Raw genomic sequence first — 19,452 nt, forward strand, 5'->3', positions numbered from 1 at the left:
CCGACGCCTTGACGATCCGTTTCCTGCGTGTTCAGCCAGGTGTCCGGGCCCGCGTTGTGTAGCGTCCCTAGGGTCCCTGAGTGCTTCGAGTGCGTCGAGTGCTGCGAAGGAAGGGACACATGGACAGATCTCTGGCCGTCCGGGCCCGCGGGATCACCCAGTGCTTCGGGGACGTCGTGGCACTCGACGGCGTCGATCTGGATGTGGCACGAGGCCGGATCCACGGCCTGGCCGGACCGAACGGCGCCGGCAAGACGACCCTGCTCGGTCTGCTGCTGGGCCTGGCCGTCGCCGGCGAAGGCAGCCTGGAGATCCTCGGCGTCCGGATCGGACGGGCGCTCGCCGCCCCCGGCGGTGTCGCCGGCTTCGTCGACGGGCCCGGCCTCTACCCCTCGCTGACCGCCCGACAGAACCTCGCCGCCCTGGCCGCGCTCCGCGGCCAGGGCGCGCGGACGGCCGGCGTCGACGACGTGCTCGACCAGGTCGGGCTCACCGACGTCGCCGACGACCCGGCCCGCGGCTACTCCCTCGGCATGCGTCAGCGGCTCGGCCTCGCCGCCGCCCTGCTCACCGAGCCCCGGCTGCTCGTCCTCGACGAGCCGTCCAACGGCCTCGACCCGGCGGGCAAACACCATGTGCACGGCGTCCTTCGCCGGCTCGCCGAGAACGGGACCGCGGTCGTCCTCTCCAGCCACCGCATGGACGACCTCCAGGCCCTGTGCTCCGAGGTCACCGTCCTCGCGACCGGACGGGTCGTCTTCTCCGGCCCGCTGGGCAAGCTGGCCGCCGAGAACGGCGAACTCGACTACCGGGTGCTCACCTCCGACCCGGGGGCCGCCCGCGGGCTGGCCCTCGGCACGGCCGGGATCCGGGTCGTCGACGCCGCCGCACCACGGCAGGACGACGCCGCGCTCGTCGTACGGGCGCTCGTGCCCGCCGTCGACGAACTCGTGGCGCGGCTCGTGGGCGCGGGCGTCGCGCTGCGTGAACTCGCCCCCGTCATCTCGCCGCTCGAAGCCGCGTTCCTCGCCCTCACCGAGCGGAAGGAGACCGGCGGATGACCGCGACCGTCGCCGAGGACGCCGGCCTCGAAGCACCCGGCCCGGACGAGGAGGCCGTCGCCCCTCCTGCCCCGGTCGCCCGCGTCTACCGCTTCGAACTGGTCAAACTCGTCTCGCAGTGGCGGATCCGCCTGCTGGTCCTCGCCTGCTGGATCGTGCCGGGTCTCTTCGTCGCCGCGGTCGGGCAGCAGAGCACGCTTCCCGTCGACACCCTCTTCGGACGCTGGATGCACGCCACGGGGTGGGCCGGACCGCTGGTCGTGCTCGGCTTCGCGGGCACCTGGGCGCTCCCGCTGCTGACCTCGGTCGTCGCCGGTGACGTGTTCGCCTCCGAGGACCGGCTCGGCACCTGGCGCCATCTGCTCGTGGCGGTCCGGTCGCCGCGCCGGATCTTCGTCGCCAAGGCACTGGCCGGTCTCACGGTCCTCCTGCTGCTCGTGGCCGGGCTGGCCGCCTCCGGCTCGGTCGGCGGGGTCGTGGCGATCGGCAGCCGGCCGCTCGTCGGTCTCGACGGCCACCTGCTCACACCGGCGGACGCCGCCGGCAGGGTCCTGCTCGCCTGGGTCTGCGTCCTCGCCCCGACCCTGGCCCTGGCCGCCGTGGGACTGCTCGGTTCCGTCATGCTCGGACGGTCCCCGATGGGACTGCTGCTGCCGGCGATCGTCGCGCTCGTGCTGCAGCTCGCCCAGATGATGCCGCTCCCCGTCGACGTGCGCCTCGCGCTGCCCGGCTACGCCTTCACCGCCTGGAGCGGTCTGTTCACCGGCCCCGCCCAGCTCGGCCCGCTCCTGATCGGCGTCGTGGTCAGCCTGTTGTGGGCGGTGACCGCGACCGTGTCGGCCTGTCTGCTGTTCGTGCGGCGGGACTTCACCAACACGGCCCACGACGGCCCGGGCCGCGGCGCGGTCGCCGCCTCGGTCCTGCCGCTCGTCGCGCTGGCCGCCGCGACGGCCGTGACCGTCGGCGCCACCACCGGGGCCACGGGCTCAGGGATCGAACAGGACAAGGTGCAGCGCTCGGCCGCGACGGCGTTCGCCCACCTCTACCGATTGCAGACCCGTCAGCTCAACCGCCCCGCCGTCACGGAGGCGCAGCTGCGGGTCACGGCGGACTGCGACAAGGGCAGCGTCAGGGTCGCGGCCGAGGGGCCGGGCAACGACTGGCGCTGCGTCGTCTCCTGGCACCTCCCCGGCGTCGACGCCGTGGGGACGGCCGTCTACCAGCTCGACATCGCCCCGGACGGCCGATTCATGGCCGACGGCGACGGGCCGAAGGAGGTGAACGGCTACTTCCTGGTCCGCACACCGGCCGGGGACGCACCGAACCCGCTGTGGCAGTTCGACGGCGACGTCGACCTGCTCGCCACCTCGAAGGGATGACTCCATGCAGGTAACGCGTCGCCGACGGAGTGAGGAGAAGGGCCGGTCGAGCCCGCTCGGCAGACTCACCGGTCCGTCGAGCCCGTTCGGCGGACTCACCGGAAGACGGATACCTCTGGTGACGGCGGGCACCACCGTGCTGGCCCTCGTCGCCGCCGGGGCCGCGTTCGCCCAGACGCACCAGTTCGGCACCGACCAGGTCGGCCAGGTCACCGACCGCGGCCAGGTCGTCTCCAGCGACCAGTACATCGCCCCGTACGGCGACCGGCTCGTCGTCCAGAACGGCAAGATCATGTCGTCCTCGGTGAGCCCCGACGGCACCCACCTCGCGGCCTCGGTCACCGACGGCGGGAGCGCCCTGGCGGTCGTCGACCTGAAGAGCTGGAAGGTGCAGCAGCTCGTCGGCAGCTCCGCGGCCTCCGTCCCGCGCATCAGCGGCAACAGCGTGGGCCAGGAAGGCCCGACGTACTCGCCCGACGGATCGCAGCTCTGGCTCGGTCAGACCGACGGCTACACCCGGTTCACCGTGAACGCGGACGGCAGCGTCACCGACCCCGTGTCCGTCCCGATCGCCGCGGACGGGGCCAAGCACGCGCTCGTGGGCGCCGCGGTGTTCTCCGCGGACGGCGCCACCGTGTACTCGGCCGTCAACGGGCAGAACCGGGTGGTCGCCATCGACGCGGCCACCGGCACCGTCCGGCAGAGCTGGAACGTGGGCAACGCCCCGCGCGACCTGGCCGAGGTGGGCGGCAGGCTCTACGTCAGCAACGAGGGCGGGCGCCCGGCGCGGGCCGGCGACACCACGATCAACTCGTACGGCACCCAGGTGCCGGCCGATCCGGTCACCGCGGCCACCACCACCGGCACCGTCAGCGTCATCGACCCGGCGGACCCGGCCGCCGCCGTCGCGAACATCCCCGTCGGACTGCACCCGACCGCGCTGTACACCAAGGGCAGGGCGCTGTTCGTCACCGACACCGCCACCAACGACGTCTCGGTCATCGACACCGCCAAGGACAAGGTCGTCCAGACCATCGCGACCCAGCCGTGGCCGGAGGCCTCGGTGGGCTACGAGCCCGACGCGGTGACGCTGACCGACGACGGCCACCTGCTGGTCACGCTCGGCCGCGCCAACGCCGTGGCCGTGTACCGGTACCGGTCCCCGCAGGACCCGGTCCGCTACGTCGGACTGCTCCCGACGGACTACTTCCCCGCGGAGATCGCCGCCGTCGGCAAGGACGTCGTGGTCTCCAACACCCGGGGCGTCGACGCCCGCCGGACCACCACCGCCGCCGGGCACGGCACCCACGACACCACGTCGAGCGTGCAGCGGTTCACCCTGCCCGACGACAGCGTCGTGCGGGCCCAGACGGCCAAGGTCTTCCGGCAGAACGGCTGGACCGCGGGCTCGGTCGCGCTGTCCAAGGGCAGGAGCCACGCGAAGCCCGTCCCCGTCCCGCTGCGCCTCGGCGACCCCTCGACGATCAAGCACGTCTTCCTGCTCGTCAAGGAGAACCGCACCTACGACCAGGTCTTCGGGGACGTCCCCGAGGGCAACGGCGATCCGTCACTGGCGCAGTTCGGCGAGAACGTGACGCCCAACCAGCACGCCCTGGCGAAGCAGTTCGGGCTCTACGACAACACGTACGACATCGGCACCAACTCCGCCGAGGGCCACAACTGGCTGATGCAGGCGGACGATCCGGAGTACACCGAGTCCTCCGCCGGTGAGTACGCGCGCAGTTACGACACCGAGGACGACGCCCTCGGCCACCAGCGGACCGGCTTCCTGTGGACCGGCGCGCAGGCAGCGGGCAACTCCGCCCGCGACTTCGGTGAGTTCCAGCAGTTCCTCACCAAACCGGCGGACGCCAGCTGGCAGAACCTGTACTGCGACTCCAGGAACATGGCCTCGACGGGCCAGGACACCGCGTACACACTGACCTCGTCCTCGCCGATCCCCTCGCTCGACGACGTGTCCGTGCACGGCTTCGCGAAGTTCGACACCAGCGTCCCGGACGTCTACCGGGAGGAGATCTGGAAGCGTGACTTCGAGCAGAACGGTCCGGCGAACCTGAACATGTTCTGGCTCTCCAGCGACCACACCGGCGGTCCGGCGAACGCGGCCGCCCAGGTGGCGGACAACGATCTCGCGACCGGCCGGATCGTCGACGAGATCTCGCACAGCAAGTACTGGAAGGACTCGGCGATCTTCGTCGTCGAGGACGACTCCCAGGCGGGTCTCGACCACGTGGACGGCCACCGTGCCCCGATCCAGATCATCAGTCCCTGGGCCCGGCACGGGGTCGTCGACAGCCACTACTACTCGCAGATCACGCTGATCCGGACCATCGAGCAGATCCTCGGCGTGCACCCCATGAACCAGAAGGACAGCGCGGCCACCCCGATGCGCGCCGCCTTCACCGGGCACGCGGACCTCACGCCGTTCACGGCGCTGCCCAACCGGACCTCGCTGACCGACGGTCTCAAGACCCCGCCCTCGTGCGGCCTGGACACCCCCGCGCCGCAGGACCCGGCGGCGGCGCCCGTGCCGTCGGCGAAGGTGCCCGCGGACAAGCGGGCCCTCGCGGCGAAGTGGGACACCTGGAAGACGCACCAGCGGCTGACCGGGCCCAACGCCGTTCCCGACTTCGCCAACCCCGCGCAGATGAACCACTTCACGTGGTACCAGACGCACGGGTGGACGAAGCCGTACCCCGGTGAGCACCAGATCTTCGCACCCCAGGACGTGCCCGGGGCCTATCTCCCGTCGTCGGAGTCCGACGGCTGACGTTCGGGCGACCGGCCGCCGGTAACCGGCGTACGTGCACGCGGCGATGGGCCGCCCGGATCAAGTCCCGGGCGGCCCACCGCTTTTGGTCCGCTCGCGTCGGCGTCAGCCCGTGAAGCCGGCCGTGATCGACGTGAACTGCCAGGTGCTCTGGCTGATGCCGGAGCAGTTGCTCACCACGCCGCCCCCGGGGCAGGACCGGTCGCGGTTGACCGACCAGTAGGCGAGCCGGGCGATGTGGTGGTTGTTCGCCCAGTCACGGATCGAGGTCCAGATGGCCGGGGTCGTGTTCTCCTGCTGGTCGGACAGGCCGTTCATGCCGGAGATGCCGATGTGCGAGTACGCCGTCGCGTCGTCCCAGCCGAAGGTCGACTTCAGCTTGGTCTTCAGCCCCTCGGCGGCGTTGACCGTGTTGCCGTACATGTCGGAGCCGCCGCCGAAGTCGAACGGCATGATGGTGAAGACGTCGATGTTGGCGTTCAGGGACTGCGCCTGCTCGATGAGCCGGTTGCCGTAGTAGGTCGGGCCGGTCGTCGAGGTGCCGAAGGTGACGATCGTCTTGAGGCCGGGGTTGTTGGCCTTGACGGTCTTCAGCGCGGTCAGGATCTTCGCCTGGACGGCCTCGTTCTCGAACTCGTCGGTGTTCTCGATGTCCATGTCGATGGCCTTGAGGTTGTAGGCCGAGATCACCTTCTGGAGCGCATCGGCGAGCGCGCTCGCCGAGGAGCAGTTGGCGCCGAGCTTGCTGCCCTGCCAGCCGCCGAACGACGGGACGACGTCACCGCCCGCGGAACGGATCTGGTTGATGGCCGTCTGGTCGACGCCGCCGGTCAGCGCCCTGCTGCCGTCCCAGGCCGGGGTGCAGCCGCCGGAGTCGAGCACGAACGCCATCGTGAACCACTTGATCCCGGTCGCGCTCATCACCGTGGTCGGGTTCGGGGGGTCGCCCCAGCCCTCGTACAGATAGGGAGCGGCCTGCTTGAAGCCGGTGCCGCCCCCGCCGCCCGCGTCCGTGGTGACGCTCACGGAGTTGGAGGCCGCCGAGGTGTTCCCGGCCGCGTCCCGCGCCTTGACGGTGAAGGAGTACGCGGTGCTCGCGGACAGTCCGCTGACCGTGGCACTCGTCCCCGAGACGCTGAGCACCTGGTTGGAGCCGCTGTAGATGTCGTACGCGGTGACGCCGACGTTGTCGCTCGACGCGCCCCACGACAGGGACACGCTGGAGGAACTCTTGCCGGTGGAGGTCAGGCCCGTGGGCGCGGTCGGCGCCTGGGTGTCGGTCCCGCCGCCACCGCCGCCGGGACCGTCCAGGCTGATGTCGTCGGCGTAGTAGGTGCCCTGCGCGTACCAGCCGTGGACGTAGATCTTGGCGCTGGTCTGCGAGGCGCCGGTGGTGAAGGAGACGGTGAGCCGGCTGTACGCCGAAGGGGACGTCGTCCAGTTCGAGGCACCGCCGTCCACACCGAGGTAGACGTAGCTGCCGCGCACCCAGCCGGAGAGGCTGTACGTGGTGTTCGGCTGGACCGAGACGGTCTGGGTGCACTGTGCGTTGTCGCTCGAACTCGCCGCCCCCGCAAGGGCTTTGGAGCCCCCGTGCACGGGGCTGGAGACGATCGAGCCCAGGTTGCCGGAGCAGGACCAGGGGGAGAGGCTGCCGGTCTCGAAGCCGGGATTGGTCAGGATGTTGGCCGCCTCGGCCGTACCCGGCAGGGCGACAGCGCCGGCGAGGGCCAGCGCGGCCGTGCCCAGCAGGGCGAGGAAACGATGTCTGGAACGTCTGAGCATGGTCATGCGCACGCGATCTCCCTGGAGATATGGGGGTGTTCGGGAGTGCAGAGAGGTGCGCAACCAAGTTGGTATGGACCAATCCCGCTGTCAAGACACTGCGCGGGAATTGGTCCAGACCGGTAAAGCCGGTAAAGGGGGTGGGCCGGACTAGGCCGGGGCGACCGCCGCGGTGGCGGGCGCGGAGGCCTGGGCGGCAATGGCGGAGGCGGCCTGGGCGGAGGCGGTCTGGGCGGGAACGGCGGAGGCGGTCGCCTCGGCCGGTGCGGACGCGGACTCCATGGCCTGCGCCGGCATCGCGGACAGGGTGGGCACGCCCGCGTCCGTGCGCTGCGCCGGCAGCGACACCGAAAGCACCGGACGCGGCCCCGCGACCACGGTGTAGTCGGGTCCGAGGAACGGCGGAACCACGTCGCCCGTCTCCTCGCCCAGCGCCAACTGCACAGCAGCCCAAGGGGCGTTGACCCCGCACTGGGCGGTCTGGTGCAGCCCGCCCGCCGGACGCGTGTTCACGTCCATCAGCACCGGCTCGTCGCCGTACATGCGGAACTGGATGTTGGACAGATAGTGCAGCCCGAACGCCTCGGCGAGCAGCCGGGCGGGCTCGATCCAGGCGTCGTCGAGGGTGAATCCGCGACGCCGGCCGTTCTTGGTGCGGCCGATGGCCATGCGCACCCGGCCGTCCGGCCCGGTGAGGCAGTCCACCGACACCTCCGGCTGTCCGAGGTGCGGCATGACCAGCCAGTCGACGGGCTCCTCGGCCGTGCGCAGCGCCTCCACGACCAGATCCAGCGGCACGTACGCGCTGGGGAAGCCGCTCAGGTGCATGAGGGAGAACGGGGTGCGGGTGATCACCCGGAAGCCCACTCCGCCCGCACCGGACGCCGGCTTGAAGCAGGCCCGCTGGCCCGCGGCCTCCAACTCCTCCACCGCGGATATCAGTTCCTCGGCCGTGCGCACCCGGTACCACGGCGGAACCGGAATGCCCACGGCCTCCACGGCCTGGTACGCGACAACCTTGTCGTGGAAGACGGCGACCGCCTCCGCCGGCGGCGCCAGCAGCGCCGTGCCGAGCGCCGCGAACTCGGCGCGCTGCGCCACGATCGCGTCCTGGTGCAGGACCGGCACGAACACGTCGACGGAGCGGCGCGCGCACATGTCGAGGGCGTACTCGACATAGGCGCGCGGAGACAGGCCCTCGGGCTCCGGTTCGGCGGTGTCGGCGGCGGCCAGGACGGGAGAGTCGGCGTCGCCGTGGGTGGCGTGGATCTCGACCGCGCGGTGCTGCGGGTTATTTCGCAGCTGGTCCATGAAGAACACGTTCTCCGCGTACGTGCGGTTGAGCCAGACGCGTACGCGGGAGCCCATGCAAGCCACCATTCACGGTTTGCGGGCACGGCGGAGCGGGCCGGGCCCGGCCAGGGGTAGGGGAGGTACACCGAGCCGTCGCACGCCAAAGCAGATTCGAGCGGTGGTGTTGGGGCGATCATAAGGGTCGCGGGCCCTTGGTGCTGCTACGGGGATGTTACGGATTCGCCGCCCCGCCCACCGGGCCTCCTTGTACCCCCATGGGCTCGTGTGTTGTTGTGTCGGTATTCGCTTTCTACCGGGGGTGGCGCGTGCGGCCGACAGACAGCGGTGCCGGAAACCTGTTGGCCATCAGCGACCTGCACATCGGCTACGACGAGAACCGCGCCCTGGTCGAGAACATGCGCCCGGAGACGGACCGGGACTGGCTCCTGGTGGCCGGTGACATCGCCGAGACCGTCGAGGACGTCCGGTGGACCCTCGAGACGCTCGGCGACCGCTTCCACAAGGTCGTCTGGGTCCCGGGCAACCATGAACTGTGGACCCATCCCAAGGACCCGGTCCAACTGCGCGGCGTGGCCCGCTACGAGCATCTGGTTTCCCTGTGCCGGGAGTTGGGCGTCGTCACTCCCGAGGACCCCTATCCCGTCTGGAACGGCCCGGGCGGCCCCGCCGTCGTCGCGCCGCTCTTCCTGCTCTACGACTACACCTTCCTGCCGCAGGGCTGCACCACCAAGGAGGAGGGGCTCGCGTACGCCCAGGAGACCGGCATCGTGTGCACGGACGAGTACCTGCTGCACCCCGACCCGTATCCGAGCCGCGAGGCCTGGTGCCGGGCCCGGGTGGCCGAGACCGAGCGCAGACTCGCCGCGGTTCCGGACGGTCTGCCGGTCATCCCGGTGAACCACTACCCCCTGCACCGGCACCCGATGGACATCCTGTGGCACCCCGAGTTCGCCATGTGGTGCGGCACGGCGGCGACCGCCGACTGGCACCGCAGGTTCCGCGTCGAGACCATGGTCTACGGGCATCTGCACATCCCCCGGACCACCCGGCACGAGGGTGTCCGGTTCGAGGAGGTGTCGGTGGGCTATCCGCGAGAATGGCGGAAGCGACCGGGACCGCCCGGTGCGCTGCGCCGCATTCTGCCGATGGAGGTCACAACCGGTGATGGAGGAACTGCTTCCGGAGTCGGTGGTGGCCGTGGAGAGCCACGGTGACGACGGGGCCGGGGAAGCGAGTCTGTACCCCGAGGAACTGGCGGTCGTGAGCCGCGCCGTGAGCAAGCGGCGCCGCGAGTTCGCCTCCGTACGCGTCTGCGCGCGGCGTGCGATGGAAAAGCTGGGGGTGGCGCCGGGGCCCGTGCTGCCGGGCGAACGCGGAGCCCCGCGGTGGCCGGCGGGTGTCATCGGCAGCATGACGCACTGCGAGGGCTACGCCGCCGCCGCGCTCGTCCGGGCCGGCGAACTGGCCTCCCTCGGCATCGACGCCGAACCCCATCTGGCGCTCCCCGACGACGTCCTGGAGGCCGTCGCCCTGCCCGGTGAGGCGGACCGCCTGGACCGCCTGGGCGCCCAGGCGCCGGCCGTCCACTGGGACCGGCTCCTGTTCAGCGCGAAGGAGTCGGTCTACAAGGCGTGGTTCCCGCTGACCGGCCAGTGGCTCGACTTCTCCGAGGCGGACATCGACATCACCCTCGATCCGGCACCCGCCGCCGGCGCTCCCACCGGCGGTCTGCGCGCCCGGCTCCTGGTCCCGGGGCCCGTCGTGGACGGCGTTCGCGTCCGGACCTTCACCGGACGCTGGACCGTCCGCCACGGTCTGGTCGCGACGACGGTCACGGTTCCGTGCTCCACGCCCGGTCCGGCTTCCGGGGCGGTTCCGGGTTCCGGGTCCGAGGCCTGAAGGGGCACGGGCGCCGCTCGGGCTCCTTCTCAGGGCCGGTCCGGTTCCGGGCACCAGGAGTGCAGCAGTCCGAAGAACGCGTCCTCGTTGCCCGCGAGGCCCGCCGCCTTCAGGGCCCGTTCCGTCTCGGCGAGGACGGCGGGCGGGACCACGGGTGGTCGTCCGTCGTCCGGCGGGCCGTCGAAAGCCGCTCGTACCGTCTGGAGGAGCCGGAGGTAGGCCTGCACGGCGGCGCGTTCACGGTCGGTCAGTACGGCGGTCGGCATCGGACGGCTCTTTCCGGTCGGCGGGTCGTGACACTGCTCCTGACCCCAGCTTGCCGTCCGCCACTGACAATCCGGTTTCGGTCCACGGAGGTTCGCCCGCTTAGCGGAGGCGAAACCTCACGGAAACCCCAGGTGGAACAGGGGCCCTACGCTGAAGAGAAGAGCCGGGGCCGCCTGCCGGACGGCCCCGGGGCCGCCCTTGCGGCGGTTCGACAGCCGCCTTCGCGGCGGCCTGGGAACGGGAGGTCGGCCCGTGGTCGACGTACAGCCTCGGCAGCCGCGGCGCACCCCGCGGCTGCGTTCGGTCGGTGACGGAGAACTGCGTCTGCAGCACCGTGTCGTGCACGGCTACCGGCGCGCCTACCGGATGGCGGGGGAGGGCCCGGCGCTCGTCCTGATCCACGGTATCGGGGACTCCTCCGCGACCTGGGCGGACCTGATCCCGGACCTCGCCCGCACCCACACCGTGATCGCGCCCGACCTGCTGGGCCACGGCGCGTCCGACAAGCCGCGCGCCGACTACTCGGTGGCCGCGTACGCCAACGGGGTGCGCGACCTGCTGGCCACGCTCGACATCGAGTCCGCCACGCTGGTCGGGCATTCGCTGGGCGGGGGAGTGGCGATGCAGTTCGCCTACCAGTTCCCCGAGCGGACCGACCGGTTGATCCTGGTCAGCGCGGGCGGTGTGGGCGGCGAGGTCAACCCCGTCCTGCGGGCCGTGTCGCTGCCGGGCGCCCATCTGTTGCTCTCCCTGCTGCGACTGCCCGGCATGCGGGTCCACGTGGGCCTCTTCCTCCGTCTGATGCGCCTGCTCGACACCGATCTGGCCCAGGACGCGCCGGAGTTGGTGAACCTCGTGGACGCGCTGCCCGACGCGACCTCGCGCAGCGCGTTCATCCGGACGCTGCGGGCGGTGGTCGACTGGCGCGGCCAGGCGGTCACCATGCTCGACCGCTGCTATCTCACCGAGGGCATGCCCACCATGCTGCTGTGGGGCGACCGGGACAGTGTGGTGCCGGTGCGGCACGCCTACGGGGCCCACGAGGCGATGCCGGGCAGCCGGCTGGAGATCTTCGAGGGAGCGGGACACTTCCCCTTCCACAGCGATCCGGCGCGCTTCCTCGCCCTGGTCGAGGAGTTCACGGCCACCACCGGTCCGGCCGACTGGAGCCGGGAGACGTGGCGGCAACTGCTGCGCGCCGGTCGTCCGGGCACGGCGGCGGGGCAGCCCGACACCGCCCGGAGCCGGGCGGCGGAGCGGGATCTGCGCGAGGCGAGCGAGCGCAGCGCGACCTGAGGTCCCGACGGGGGTGCCGCCGGTGTTCAGGCCGGGGCACCTCCGAGGCCCCGGCCGGGAGTGCCCGGTGGGGTCAGCCCGTCCGTTCGCGGGCGCCCGGACCCGGTCCGGCCGGTGTCCGGCCCCGGGCCGCCGCGACGACGGGCGAACGGCGCAGCGCGATGGACATGCGCACGAGGTCGCGCTGCCCGTCGGTGTACGCGAACGCGGATCCGGTCGCGGGCGGGGCGTCCGCCGCCTCCGCCGAGCTGATGACCCGGCCCTCCGGGTCGGCGGCCCGGGCCCGCACCGCGACCGTCACCATCGCGGCGTCGGCCTCGGCGTGCGCCTCGGCGGCGGAGGAGCCCGCGGCGACCGCGGCGCCGTACGCCCGCGAGCGCACCTCGGAGTCGAAGTAGGGGTAGAGACTCAGCATGCCGTCATGGATGTCGGACTCGCGCTGGGTGACCTGGAGTTCGGCGGGCGACCACCAGGACATCCGCACCGCGCGGTCCTCCGGCACGGAGACCGGTTTCAGCTCGCGCCACAACGGCCCGAGCCGGCGATAGGTCGACCAGGTCTTCCAGCTGTCCTCGATACGCCGCCAGGCAAGGGGGAGGCAGAAGCCGACGGCGGTGATCTGGGCCCCGGCCGACGCGAGCAGCGGGGCCGCATTGGTGCTGAGGCCGTCCAGGTCCGTGTGGTTCCAGCGGGCGACCACGGCGGTGAACTTGGCCGCGGAATAAGGGATGTTGCACAGCGATCCGAAAGCGATGATCACCAGTCCGGCGCGCAGCCGGCCCTGGACCTGGATCGCCCAGCGCCAGCACATGACGTTCATCGCGACACCGGCGACGGTGAGCGACGCGAGGTAGAGCACGATCATCTCGCGGATGAAAGGGGTGTTGGCGTAGTACGTGTCGAGGTCGCGCAGCCGTTCCTCGGGGGCGTCCCCGAGGGCGAACAGGACGATCAGCGCCACGCCGACCACGGTGTATCCGAGGATCCAGCGGCGTGAGAGCCGCCGGGTCACCTCGGGCGGGCCGCCGCGCCAGTTGATGATCAATACCAGACACGAGGCGCTGTAGCCGCTCAGCAGGCAGTAGACGAGCGGGGCCGAGACATTGGGTATCCCGGTGAGGTCGTTGACCGCGGCGATGGTCGGCGGGGCCGCGAAGAGGAACACCAGGCCCGCGAGGGCGAGGAGGACGCCGACGGAGCGCAGCAGCGGGTCGCGCCAGCCGCGCAGCAGGGAGGGGCCCTTGAACGCGATCGCCGCGCCCATGGCGACGGCCGGGATGTAGTAGCTGGATCCGTCCATGGCCGCGGGACCTTCAGCCTCGCGGCCCGCGACAGCCCAGGGAAGCTTCGATGCGGCCGGCCAGGCCGTGCCGCTGCACCGGGCCGCGCAGGGAGGAACCGGCCAGCCAGGTACGGCACTTGCTGGCGAGGAGGAGACCGAAGCTCTCGGCCTCCTTCTCGTCGGCGAGGTCGAAGCGGGTGCGTGCCGCCACTTTCAGGACAGTGGCCTGCAGGTCCGCTCCGTCGCCGAGTAAGCGCGCCGCGACGGCCGCGCCGTCGACGTGATGGCTGCAGTGCCCGGCCTTCATGTGCCACAGTTCGTGGCCGAGGATGACCAACTGGTGATCGGGCGCGGTGCGTTCCTCGATGACGACCAGGTCCTGTTCGGCCATGTCGAGCCACAGGCCGCTGGCGGTGCCGGGCGGGAAGGCGGCCGTACGGAACTGGACGGGACGGCCGCGGCGCCTGCTCATCGCGCCGCACAGCGCGGTGTAGAGGTCGGTGGGTGCCGCCGGCGCCGGGAGCGAGAGCTCCGAGACCAGCTCGCCGCACAGGCGGCGCATTTCCCTTCCGATGCCCACTGATCTCCCCCGGCTCACGACTCTGGCCGTTTGACGCTCTCCAGGAGCATGTCCAGCCATTCCGCGACTTTGTCCCGGTGCTGGTCGGTGGGCAACTGCGCGGCCCGCCAGGCGATCCCGCGGACACCGTGGTCGAGGAGCAGCCGGTCGAGCGGATCGTGGGCGACGGAGACCGCGGCGCGCTCGCGGTCGGCGAGCCGCTGCAGGAGTTCCTGCTCCGACCGCTGGAGGGCGCCCACGAGCGCTTCGGAGTCCTCGGCCGTGAGGAACCCGGCGTGCACCCGGAAGAAGCGCTGGATGGCGTCGCAGTGCTCCATGGTCGGGCGCCGGTCGCCGTTGATCAGGGCACCCGCCTGCTGGCGGGACATGCCGGCACCGTCCGCGATCTCCTGCTGCGTGTAGCGGCGGCCGTTGGGCTTGAGCCGGGTGCGGCGCAGCAGGTCCAGACGCTGCAGGAAGCGTGCCTGCAGGTCGGGTTCGCCGGCCGGGCGGCCGTTGAGCAGGGCCTTCGCCACGGGTTCGGGGACGCCGGACTCGGCCGACAGCCGCCGGACGTCGAAGACTTCGGCGTTCGGCACGCCGAGCCGGTCGGCGAGTGCGGTGACCCTGGCCACGACGGCCTGCAGCAGTACCGTCGCCGTGGCGCACGGAACCTCGAAGCCATCCGTCACCGACAGATCTCCTACGTCTCTCTCAGGTGGCTCTCACGAAGTTCGGGAACCATGTGGACACGAGGGTCAGGAACCATCCCGGCGGAAAGACCGGGGACCAACCGGAGCGTAACCCGTCGCTCGAACTCACATCCAGGTCTCGCCACAACTGTGGCGAGATTCAGCCGTCAACAGACGCCAAATGCCACGATAGTTGACACGCCTGTCCTCGGGGCAGCAGGATCGGGACGCCGCGTGAAGGCCGCAGAGGCAAGAGGGGTGACCTCCCGATGGCGTACCAGGCAGGAAGGCAGCGGTCCCAGCCGCGACCTGTCCCCGAGAGTCCCGAAGCGCAGGCGTATCTCCAGGACTGCGCCACGCTGATCGAGGCTGTCCCCTTCCCCTCCGTGGTGTTCGACCACCGCTGGGACGTCGTGCTGTCCAACGCCGCGTTCCAGACACTTTTCGACGGTGTCGGCGCCCATCCGACCGCCATGCCGGGCGACAACTTCCTGCGCTTCGTCCTGTTCCACCCGGACGCGGGGTCGATTCTCGGTGAGCACGAGTCGCGTTGGTGCCTGCCGATGCTCGCGCACTTCGCCGCGGCGGTGGAGCGCAACGGCCAGGACCGCGGGCTCCAGGCGATCCGCCGGGACATCGCCCAGGACCCGATCATGGACGCCGCCTACCGGCACGGCCTGCCGCACTGGATCGAGGCGGTCGGACCGCGCGGGGTCGAGCACGACGGCGCCGTGCGCCCGCTGCTCCATCCCGATCCCCGCTGGGGCAGCACGGACTGCCGGATCGTGGACGACACCCCCAAGTCCCTCCGGGAAATGGGCTATTCGCGGATGACCCTGGTGCTGCGCGAGGCGGCCCGGCCGACGGCGGGCGGACCGCGCAGGGCACGCAGGACGCGCAACGGCGCGGCGGAGCTTCACGCCGTGTGACGCGCGTCGACCCCTGTGGGCGTGGGCACCGCGGGTGCGCGTCTCGGAGTGGGAGCGCTCGGGTTCGTACCTCGACGTGGGGCCGCGTCCGGGTTCGTGCCCCGACACGGACGGGGCTCGGTGCGTGCCGTGTACGGGGCGGGCCCCGCCCCGCGGGAGGAGGCCCGGAGGGGCGGCGTGATGCCCTCGGGGGCGGGCCGTTCAGCCGGCCGGCATCACCAGGACGAGGGGCACGCTGTCGCAGGGGACGAGCCGCATGCTCCCGTGGACCGTGCTCCGGGCCGCCGCCAGCACGCCCGCGAAGTCCGGCCCCTTGGTGAGGGATCCGGCCAGATGCGCGGGGTCGGCCGACGCGGCCACCCGGCCCCGGGCGTTCACCAGGTAGGCGGCTCCGGGCAGCCGCTGCAGGAGCGGGACGACCGCGCCCTCGAAGTGCCGCAGGTACACGTCCGCCGCGGCGACGCCCACGAACCGGCCCTCCACGTGGACCGGCGCGGACAGCGTCAGGCTGTACTCGTCGGAGCAGAGGTAGTCGACGTACGGCCCCGCGACCGCGCGCTGCCCCGTGTCGCGGGGGAGGGCGAACCAGTCCCAGTGCGTGTAGTCCGAGTACGCGGAGCGCGTCGGATCGAGGTCGAGCAGCAGCGGCCGTACGCCCCCGTCGGAGCCCTGCTGCCACCATTCCAGCCACGCCGGTACGTCACCGAGCAGCCCCGGCGCCGCCACGAAGCCGGCGCCCGACACCAGCTCCTGCCGGGTGAGCCGCAGATGCAGCCCCGGGCGCAGTGCCGCCAGATCCACCGTCGCGGGGCGGCGGCCCCGGGCGGCGACGCGGGTGAGCAGCGCGGTGGCGTCGGCCCGGATCTCGGCGACGGTGTCGAACACGGCCTCCAGCGTGCAGCGGACCTGCGTGGCGACGGCCGCCTCGGCGGTGGCGTCAAGCGTCGCTGTCGCGCCGGCCCGGCCGGGGCTGCTCATGGGTGCCCTCCAGGGGACGCGGACCTGACACGGTGCGCGGCATCGAGAGGCGGAGGTCGATGAGACGCGCCGTCGAGTCCTGTACGCACCGCTCGGCCAGCGCTCTGGCCGAATCGTGGGCCCCATCTTGCACGGCCGAGATTACGGCGTGGTGACGGTCCGCGACTTCTTCACGATATTCGTCGTCCCCGAGGACCAGGCACAGCAGCGCGCCCACCTCCGTCTGCAGCGCGACCTGCTCGCGCGTCAGCCGGGCGGACTGCGCCGCCGCGGCGAGCTCGACGTGGAAGCGGCCGTAGACGCGGCTGCGGGTGGCGGCGTTCTCGGCGGACGCCAGGTCGTCCAGGGTGCGCCGCAGCGCCCTGAGGTCCTCCGGTTCCGTCCGCTGCGCCGCCAGCCGCGCGGCCGCTCCGGACAGGGCCGCCCAGTGGTCGCCCAGGTCGCGCAGCTCCTCGGTGCTCCAGCCGGCCAGCCGGGCCAACAGCCGCTCCTCGCCCGGGACTTCGGGCAGGGACACGAAGCTGCCGCCACCGCGCCCGCGCCGCGTGGTGACCAGTCCCTGCTGGCGCAGGGCCATCAGGGCCTCGCGCAGGGTGACCGTCGACACCCCGAGCTGCCCGGCCAGGTCCATCTCGCCGGGCAGCTGCTCGCCGTCGGCGAGCAGCCCGAGCTCGATGGCGTCGCCGATCCGGTGTACGACCGTCTCGACGCGCGCGCGGTTGTCCACGGGAGTGAAGACGGCTCTGCGAACGCCGTCGCCCCTGTGTTGCTTCACGGTCACCACCTTGTGCGTTGACTCAACCTTTACTCTAAAGGGGTCTTGAGGTTTGAACTATGGCTTCATATCTTTCCGGTCAGTGATGCAACGCACCTCCGCACCAGAAAGGTTCCCCGCCCATGGAGGCAAAGGCGATCCGGCTCCAGGGCCTGCGCAAGGCGTTCGGTGACACGACCGCCGTGGCCGGAGTCGATCTGGAGATAGCCGACGGCGAGTTCTTCTCGATGCTCGGCCCGTCCGGCTCGGGCAAGACGACCGTGCTGAGGATGATCGCCGGCTTCGAGAGCCCGACCGGGGGCCGGATCGAACTGGCGGGCCAGGAGGTCACCGGTCTCGCCCCGTTCGAACGGGACGTGCACACGGTCTTCCAGGACTACGCCCTGTTCCCGCACATGACCGTCGAGGAGAACGTCGCCTACGGACTCAAGGTCCGCAAGGTGCCCAAGGCCGAGCGGCTGGTCCGGGCCCGCAAGGCGCTCGCCGACGTACGTCTCGAAGGGTTCGGCCGGCGCCGTCCGGGCCAGCTCTCCGGCGGCCAGCGCCAGCGCGTCGCCCTCGCCAGGGCGCTGGTCGGCCGCCCCCGTGTCCTGCTGCTCGACGAGCCCCTCGGCGCCCTCGACCTCAAGCTCCGCGAGCAGATGCAGGTCGAGCTCAAGGCGATCCAGCGCGAGGTCGGCATCACCTTCGTGTTCGTCACCCACGACCAGGAGGAGGCCCTGACGATGAGCGACCGCGTCGCCGTCTTCAACCAGGGCCGCATCGAACAGGTGGGCACTCCGGCCGAGATCTACGAGCGCCCCGCCACCGCGTTCGTCGCGGGCTTCGTCGGCACGTCCAACCTGCTCGACGGGCAGTCCGCCGAGCAGATCGTCGGCGCCCCGGGCACCTACAGCATCCGGCCCGAGAAGATCCGCGTGCTCAAGGAGTCCGCGGAGGACGCCGAGTCCACCGAGTCCACCGATGCCGGTGGTGCCGGTGCGGTCGCCGAGCCGGAGCACTCCACCGCGGCCGGCACCGTCGCCGAGGTCGTCTATCTCGGCGACGCCACCCGCTTCCTGGTGGACCTCGACGCGGGCGGCCGCCTCACCGCGCTCCAGCAGAACCTGGACACCTCCTCCGAGGACGTGGCCGCCCTGCGCGGCACCCGGGTCCGGCTCCGGTGGCACCGCCGCCACGCCTTCCAGGTCCCCGACCCCCGCTGACTTCCCCGCCCAGTTTCCCGTCACGTATGGAGTACGCCGTGCGCCTCACCCCAACCCTCAAGGCCGCCGCCGCCGTCGCGGTGCTCCTCGCGGCCACCGCCTGCGGATCGTCCGGTACGGGCTCCGCCGCGTCCACCGGCTTCAACCCGCCCGACCTCAAGGCGCAGTCGAAGCTCGGCAAGACCGAGGGGCAGGTCAACCTGATCGCCTGGGCCGGCTACGTCGAGGACGGTTCCAACGACCCCAAGGTCGACTGGGTCGGCGACTTCGAGAAGCAGACCGGCTGCCAGGTCAACTCCAAGGTGGCCGCCAGCTCGGACGAGATGGTCAAGCTGATGAAGACCGGCCAGTACGACGCGGTCTCCGCCTCCGGGGACGCCTCCCTGCGCCTCATCGCCTCGGGCGACGCGGCCCCGGTCAACACCGACCTGGTGCCGAACTACAGACACGTCTTCAGCGGCCTGAAGAAGGGCGCCTGGAACTCCGTCAAGGGCCAGATGTACGGCATCCCGCACGGCCGGGGCGCCAACCTCCTGATGTACAACACCCAGAAGGTCACCCCCGCCCCCACCTCCTGGTCCGCGGTCTTCGACGACGCCTCGGCGAACAAGGGCCACGTCACCGCGTACGACTCGCCGATCTACATCGCCGACGCGGCGCTCTACCTCAAGTCCGCCAGGCCCGAGCTGAAGATCAAGGACCCCTACGCCCTCGACCAGAAGCAGTTCGACGCGGCCGTCGACCTGCTGAAGAAGCAGAACGCGAACGTGGGGGAGTACTGGAGCGACTACCTCAAGGAGATCTCCGCCTTCAAGAGCGGCGACTCCGTGGTCGGCACCACCTGGCAGGTCATCGCCAACCTCGCGGCCGGCGAGGGGGCCAAGATCAAGGCCGTCGTGCCCAAGGAGGGTTCCACGGGCTGGTCCGACACCTGGATGGTCTCCGCCAAGGCCAAGCACCCCAACTGCGCCTACAAGTGGATGGACTGGATCATCTCGCCGAAGGTGAACGCCCAGGTCGCCGAGTACTTCGGTGAGGCGCCCGCCAACTCCGAGGCGTGCCGGTACACCAGCGACAAGACCTTCTGCGACACCTTCCACGCCACGGACGAGAGCTACTGGAAGAACATCGCGTTCTGGAACACGCCCATCGAGCAGTGCCTCGACGGCCGCACCGACGTCAAGTGCGTCCCGTACGCCAAGTGGGTCCAGGCCTGGACCGAGATCAAGGGCTGACCGGA

Annotated in this window: 17 protein-coding genes; 9 read left to right on the forward strand and 8 right to left on the reverse strand. The window is 71.3% G+C overall.

The window, feature by feature from the left end; genetic code table 11:
- Positions 1–119: 119 nt before the first annotated feature.
- Genes ACH4S8_RS00060 through ACH4S8_RS00070 form a run of 3 tightly spaced genes read left to right on the forward strand, consistent with a single transcriptional unit; the run spans position 120 to position 5,231 of the window.
- A complete protein-coding gene (locus tag ACH4S8_RS00060; protein ID WP_398389355.1) occupies positions 120–1,061 on the forward strand; it encodes an ABC transporter ATP-binding protein in 942 nt (313 codons plus the stop codon).
- Positions 1,058–2,440, forward strand: a complete 1,383-nt coding sequence (locus ACH4S8_RS00065; protein WP_398389356.1) for an ABC transporter permease — start codon at positions 1,058–1,060, stop codon at positions 2,438–2,440. Before ACH4S8_RS00060 ends, ACH4S8_RS00065 begins: the two co-directional genes overlap by 4 nt.
- A 4-nt stretch (positions 2,441–2,444) precedes the next feature.
- Positions 2,445–5,231 (forward strand): bifunctional YncE family protein/alkaline phosphatase family protein, encoded by a 2,787-nt coding sequence (locus tag ACH4S8_RS00070; protein ID WP_398389357.1) that lies wholly within the window; start codon positions 2,445–2,447, stop codon positions 5,229–5,231.
- A 105-nt stretch (positions 5,232–5,336) separates the two neighbouring features.
- Here the strand turns inward: ACH4S8_RS00070 and ACH4S8_RS00075 are convergent, their stop codons facing one another.
- Positions 5,337–7,022: a carbohydrate binding domain-containing protein gene (locus tag ACH4S8_RS00075; protein WP_398389358.1), complete on the reverse strand. Its 1,686-nt coding sequence runs from the start codon at positions 7,020–7,022 to the stop codon at positions 5,337–5,339.
- A gap of 144 nt (positions 7,023–7,166) precedes the next feature.
- Entirely contained in the window at positions 7,167–8,384 is a 1,218-nt protein-coding gene (locus ACH4S8_RS00080) for an ATP-grasp domain-containing protein (RefSeq protein ID WP_398389359.1), read from the reverse strand.
- A gap of 200 nt (positions 8,385–8,584) precedes the next feature.
- On the opposite strand from ACH4S8_RS00080, the gene ACH4S8_RS00085 reads away from it, so the two are divergent.
- Both ACH4S8_RS00085 and ACH4S8_RS00090 read left to right on the forward strand, forming a co-directional pair.
- A complete protein-coding gene (locus ACH4S8_RS00085) occupies positions 8,585–9,544 on the forward strand; it encodes a metallophosphoesterase family protein (protein ID WP_398389361.1) in 960 nt (319 codons plus the stop codon).
- Positions 9,492–10,229 (forward strand): 4'-phosphopantetheinyl transferase, encoded by a 738-nt coding sequence (locus ACH4S8_RS00090; protein WP_398389362.1) that lies wholly within the window; start codon positions 9,492–9,494, stop codon positions 10,227–10,229. Before ACH4S8_RS00085 ends, ACH4S8_RS00090 begins: the two co-directional genes overlap by 53 nt.
- A 29-nt stretch (positions 10,230–10,258) precedes the next feature.
- Here the strand turns inward: ACH4S8_RS00090 and ACH4S8_RS00095 are convergent, their stop codons facing one another.
- Positions 10,259–10,495: a hypothetical protein gene (locus ACH4S8_RS00095; protein WP_398389364.1), complete on the reverse strand. Its 237-nt coding sequence runs from the start codon at positions 10,493–10,495 to the stop codon at positions 10,259–10,261.
- Between the two features lie 253 nt (positions 10,496–10,748).
- On the opposite strand from ACH4S8_RS00095, the gene ACH4S8_RS00100 reads away from it, so the two are divergent.
- On the forward strand, positions 10,749–11,792 hold the full coding sequence (locus tag ACH4S8_RS00100; protein WP_398389365.1) for an alpha/beta fold hydrolase: 1,044 nt from the start codon (positions 10,749–10,751) through the stop codon (positions 11,790–11,792).
- 73 nt (positions 11,793–11,865) lie between these two features.
- Here ACH4S8_RS00100 and ACH4S8_RS00105 read toward each other — a convergent pair whose 3' ends face one another.
- The 3 genes from ACH4S8_RS00105 to ACH4S8_RS00115 are packed head-to-tail and all read right to left on the reverse strand — an operon-like array spanning position 11,866 to position 14,325.
- A complete protein-coding gene (locus ACH4S8_RS00105) occupies positions 11,866–13,092 on the reverse strand; it encodes an MAB_1171c family putative transporter (RefSeq protein WP_398389367.1) in 1,227 nt (408 codons plus the stop codon).
- A gap of 13 nt (positions 13,093–13,105) precedes the next feature.
- Positions 13,106–13,636 (reverse strand): toxin-antitoxin system, toxin component, encoded by a 531-nt coding sequence (locus tag ACH4S8_RS00110; protein ID WP_398390664.1) that lies wholly within the window; start codon positions 13,634–13,636, stop codon positions 13,106–13,108.
- Positions 13,637–13,668: 32 nt separating this feature from the next.
- Positions 13,669–14,325 (reverse strand): helix-turn-helix domain-containing protein, encoded by a 657-nt coding sequence (locus ACH4S8_RS00115; RefSeq protein ID WP_398389368.1) that lies wholly within the window; start codon positions 14,323–14,325, stop codon positions 13,669–13,671.
- A 269-nt stretch (positions 14,326–14,594) separates the two neighbouring features.
- On the opposite strand from ACH4S8_RS00115, the gene ACH4S8_RS00120 reads away from it, so the two are divergent.
- Positions 14,595–15,254, forward strand: a complete 660-nt coding sequence (locus ACH4S8_RS00120) for a hypothetical protein (RefSeq protein ID WP_398389370.1) — start codon at positions 14,595–14,597, stop codon at positions 15,252–15,254.
- Between the two features lie 201 nt (positions 15,255–15,455).
- On the opposite strand, the gene ACH4S8_RS00125 is transcribed toward ACH4S8_RS00120, so the two are convergent.
- Together ACH4S8_RS00125 and ACH4S8_RS00130 are read right to left on the reverse strand one after the other, a co-directional pair.
- A complete protein-coding gene (locus ACH4S8_RS00125; RefSeq protein WP_398389372.1) occupies positions 15,456–16,232 on the reverse strand; it encodes a cache domain-containing protein in 777 nt (258 codons plus the stop codon).
- The gene (locus ACH4S8_RS00130; RefSeq protein ID WP_398389374.1) at positions 16,192–17,007 is read right to left on the reverse strand and encodes a FadR/GntR family transcriptional regulator; all 816 of its coding nucleotides are present in this window, start codon (positions 17,005–17,007) and stop codon (positions 16,192–16,194) included. Before ACH4S8_RS00130 ends, ACH4S8_RS00125 begins: the two co-directional genes overlap by 41 nt.
- Before the next feature lie 122 nt (positions 17,008–17,129).
- On the opposite strand from ACH4S8_RS00130, the gene ACH4S8_RS00135 reads away from it, so the two are divergent.
- Positions 17,130–18,212: an ABC transporter ATP-binding protein gene (locus tag ACH4S8_RS00135; RefSeq protein ID WP_398389376.1), complete on the forward strand. Its 1,083-nt coding sequence runs from the start codon at positions 17,130–17,132 to the stop codon at positions 18,210–18,212.
- A 26-nt stretch (positions 18,213–18,238) separates the two neighbouring features.
- Entirely contained in the window at positions 18,239–19,447 is a 1,209-nt protein-coding gene (locus ACH4S8_RS00140; protein ID WP_398389378.1) for an ABC transporter substrate-binding protein, read from the forward strand.
- Positions 19,448–19,452: the final 5 nt, after the last annotated feature.

Source organism: Streptomyces sp. NPDC021080 (assembly GCF_044333225.1).
Taxonomy (GTDB): Bacteria; Actinomycetota; Actinomycetes; order Streptomycetales; family Streptomycetaceae; genus Streptomyces.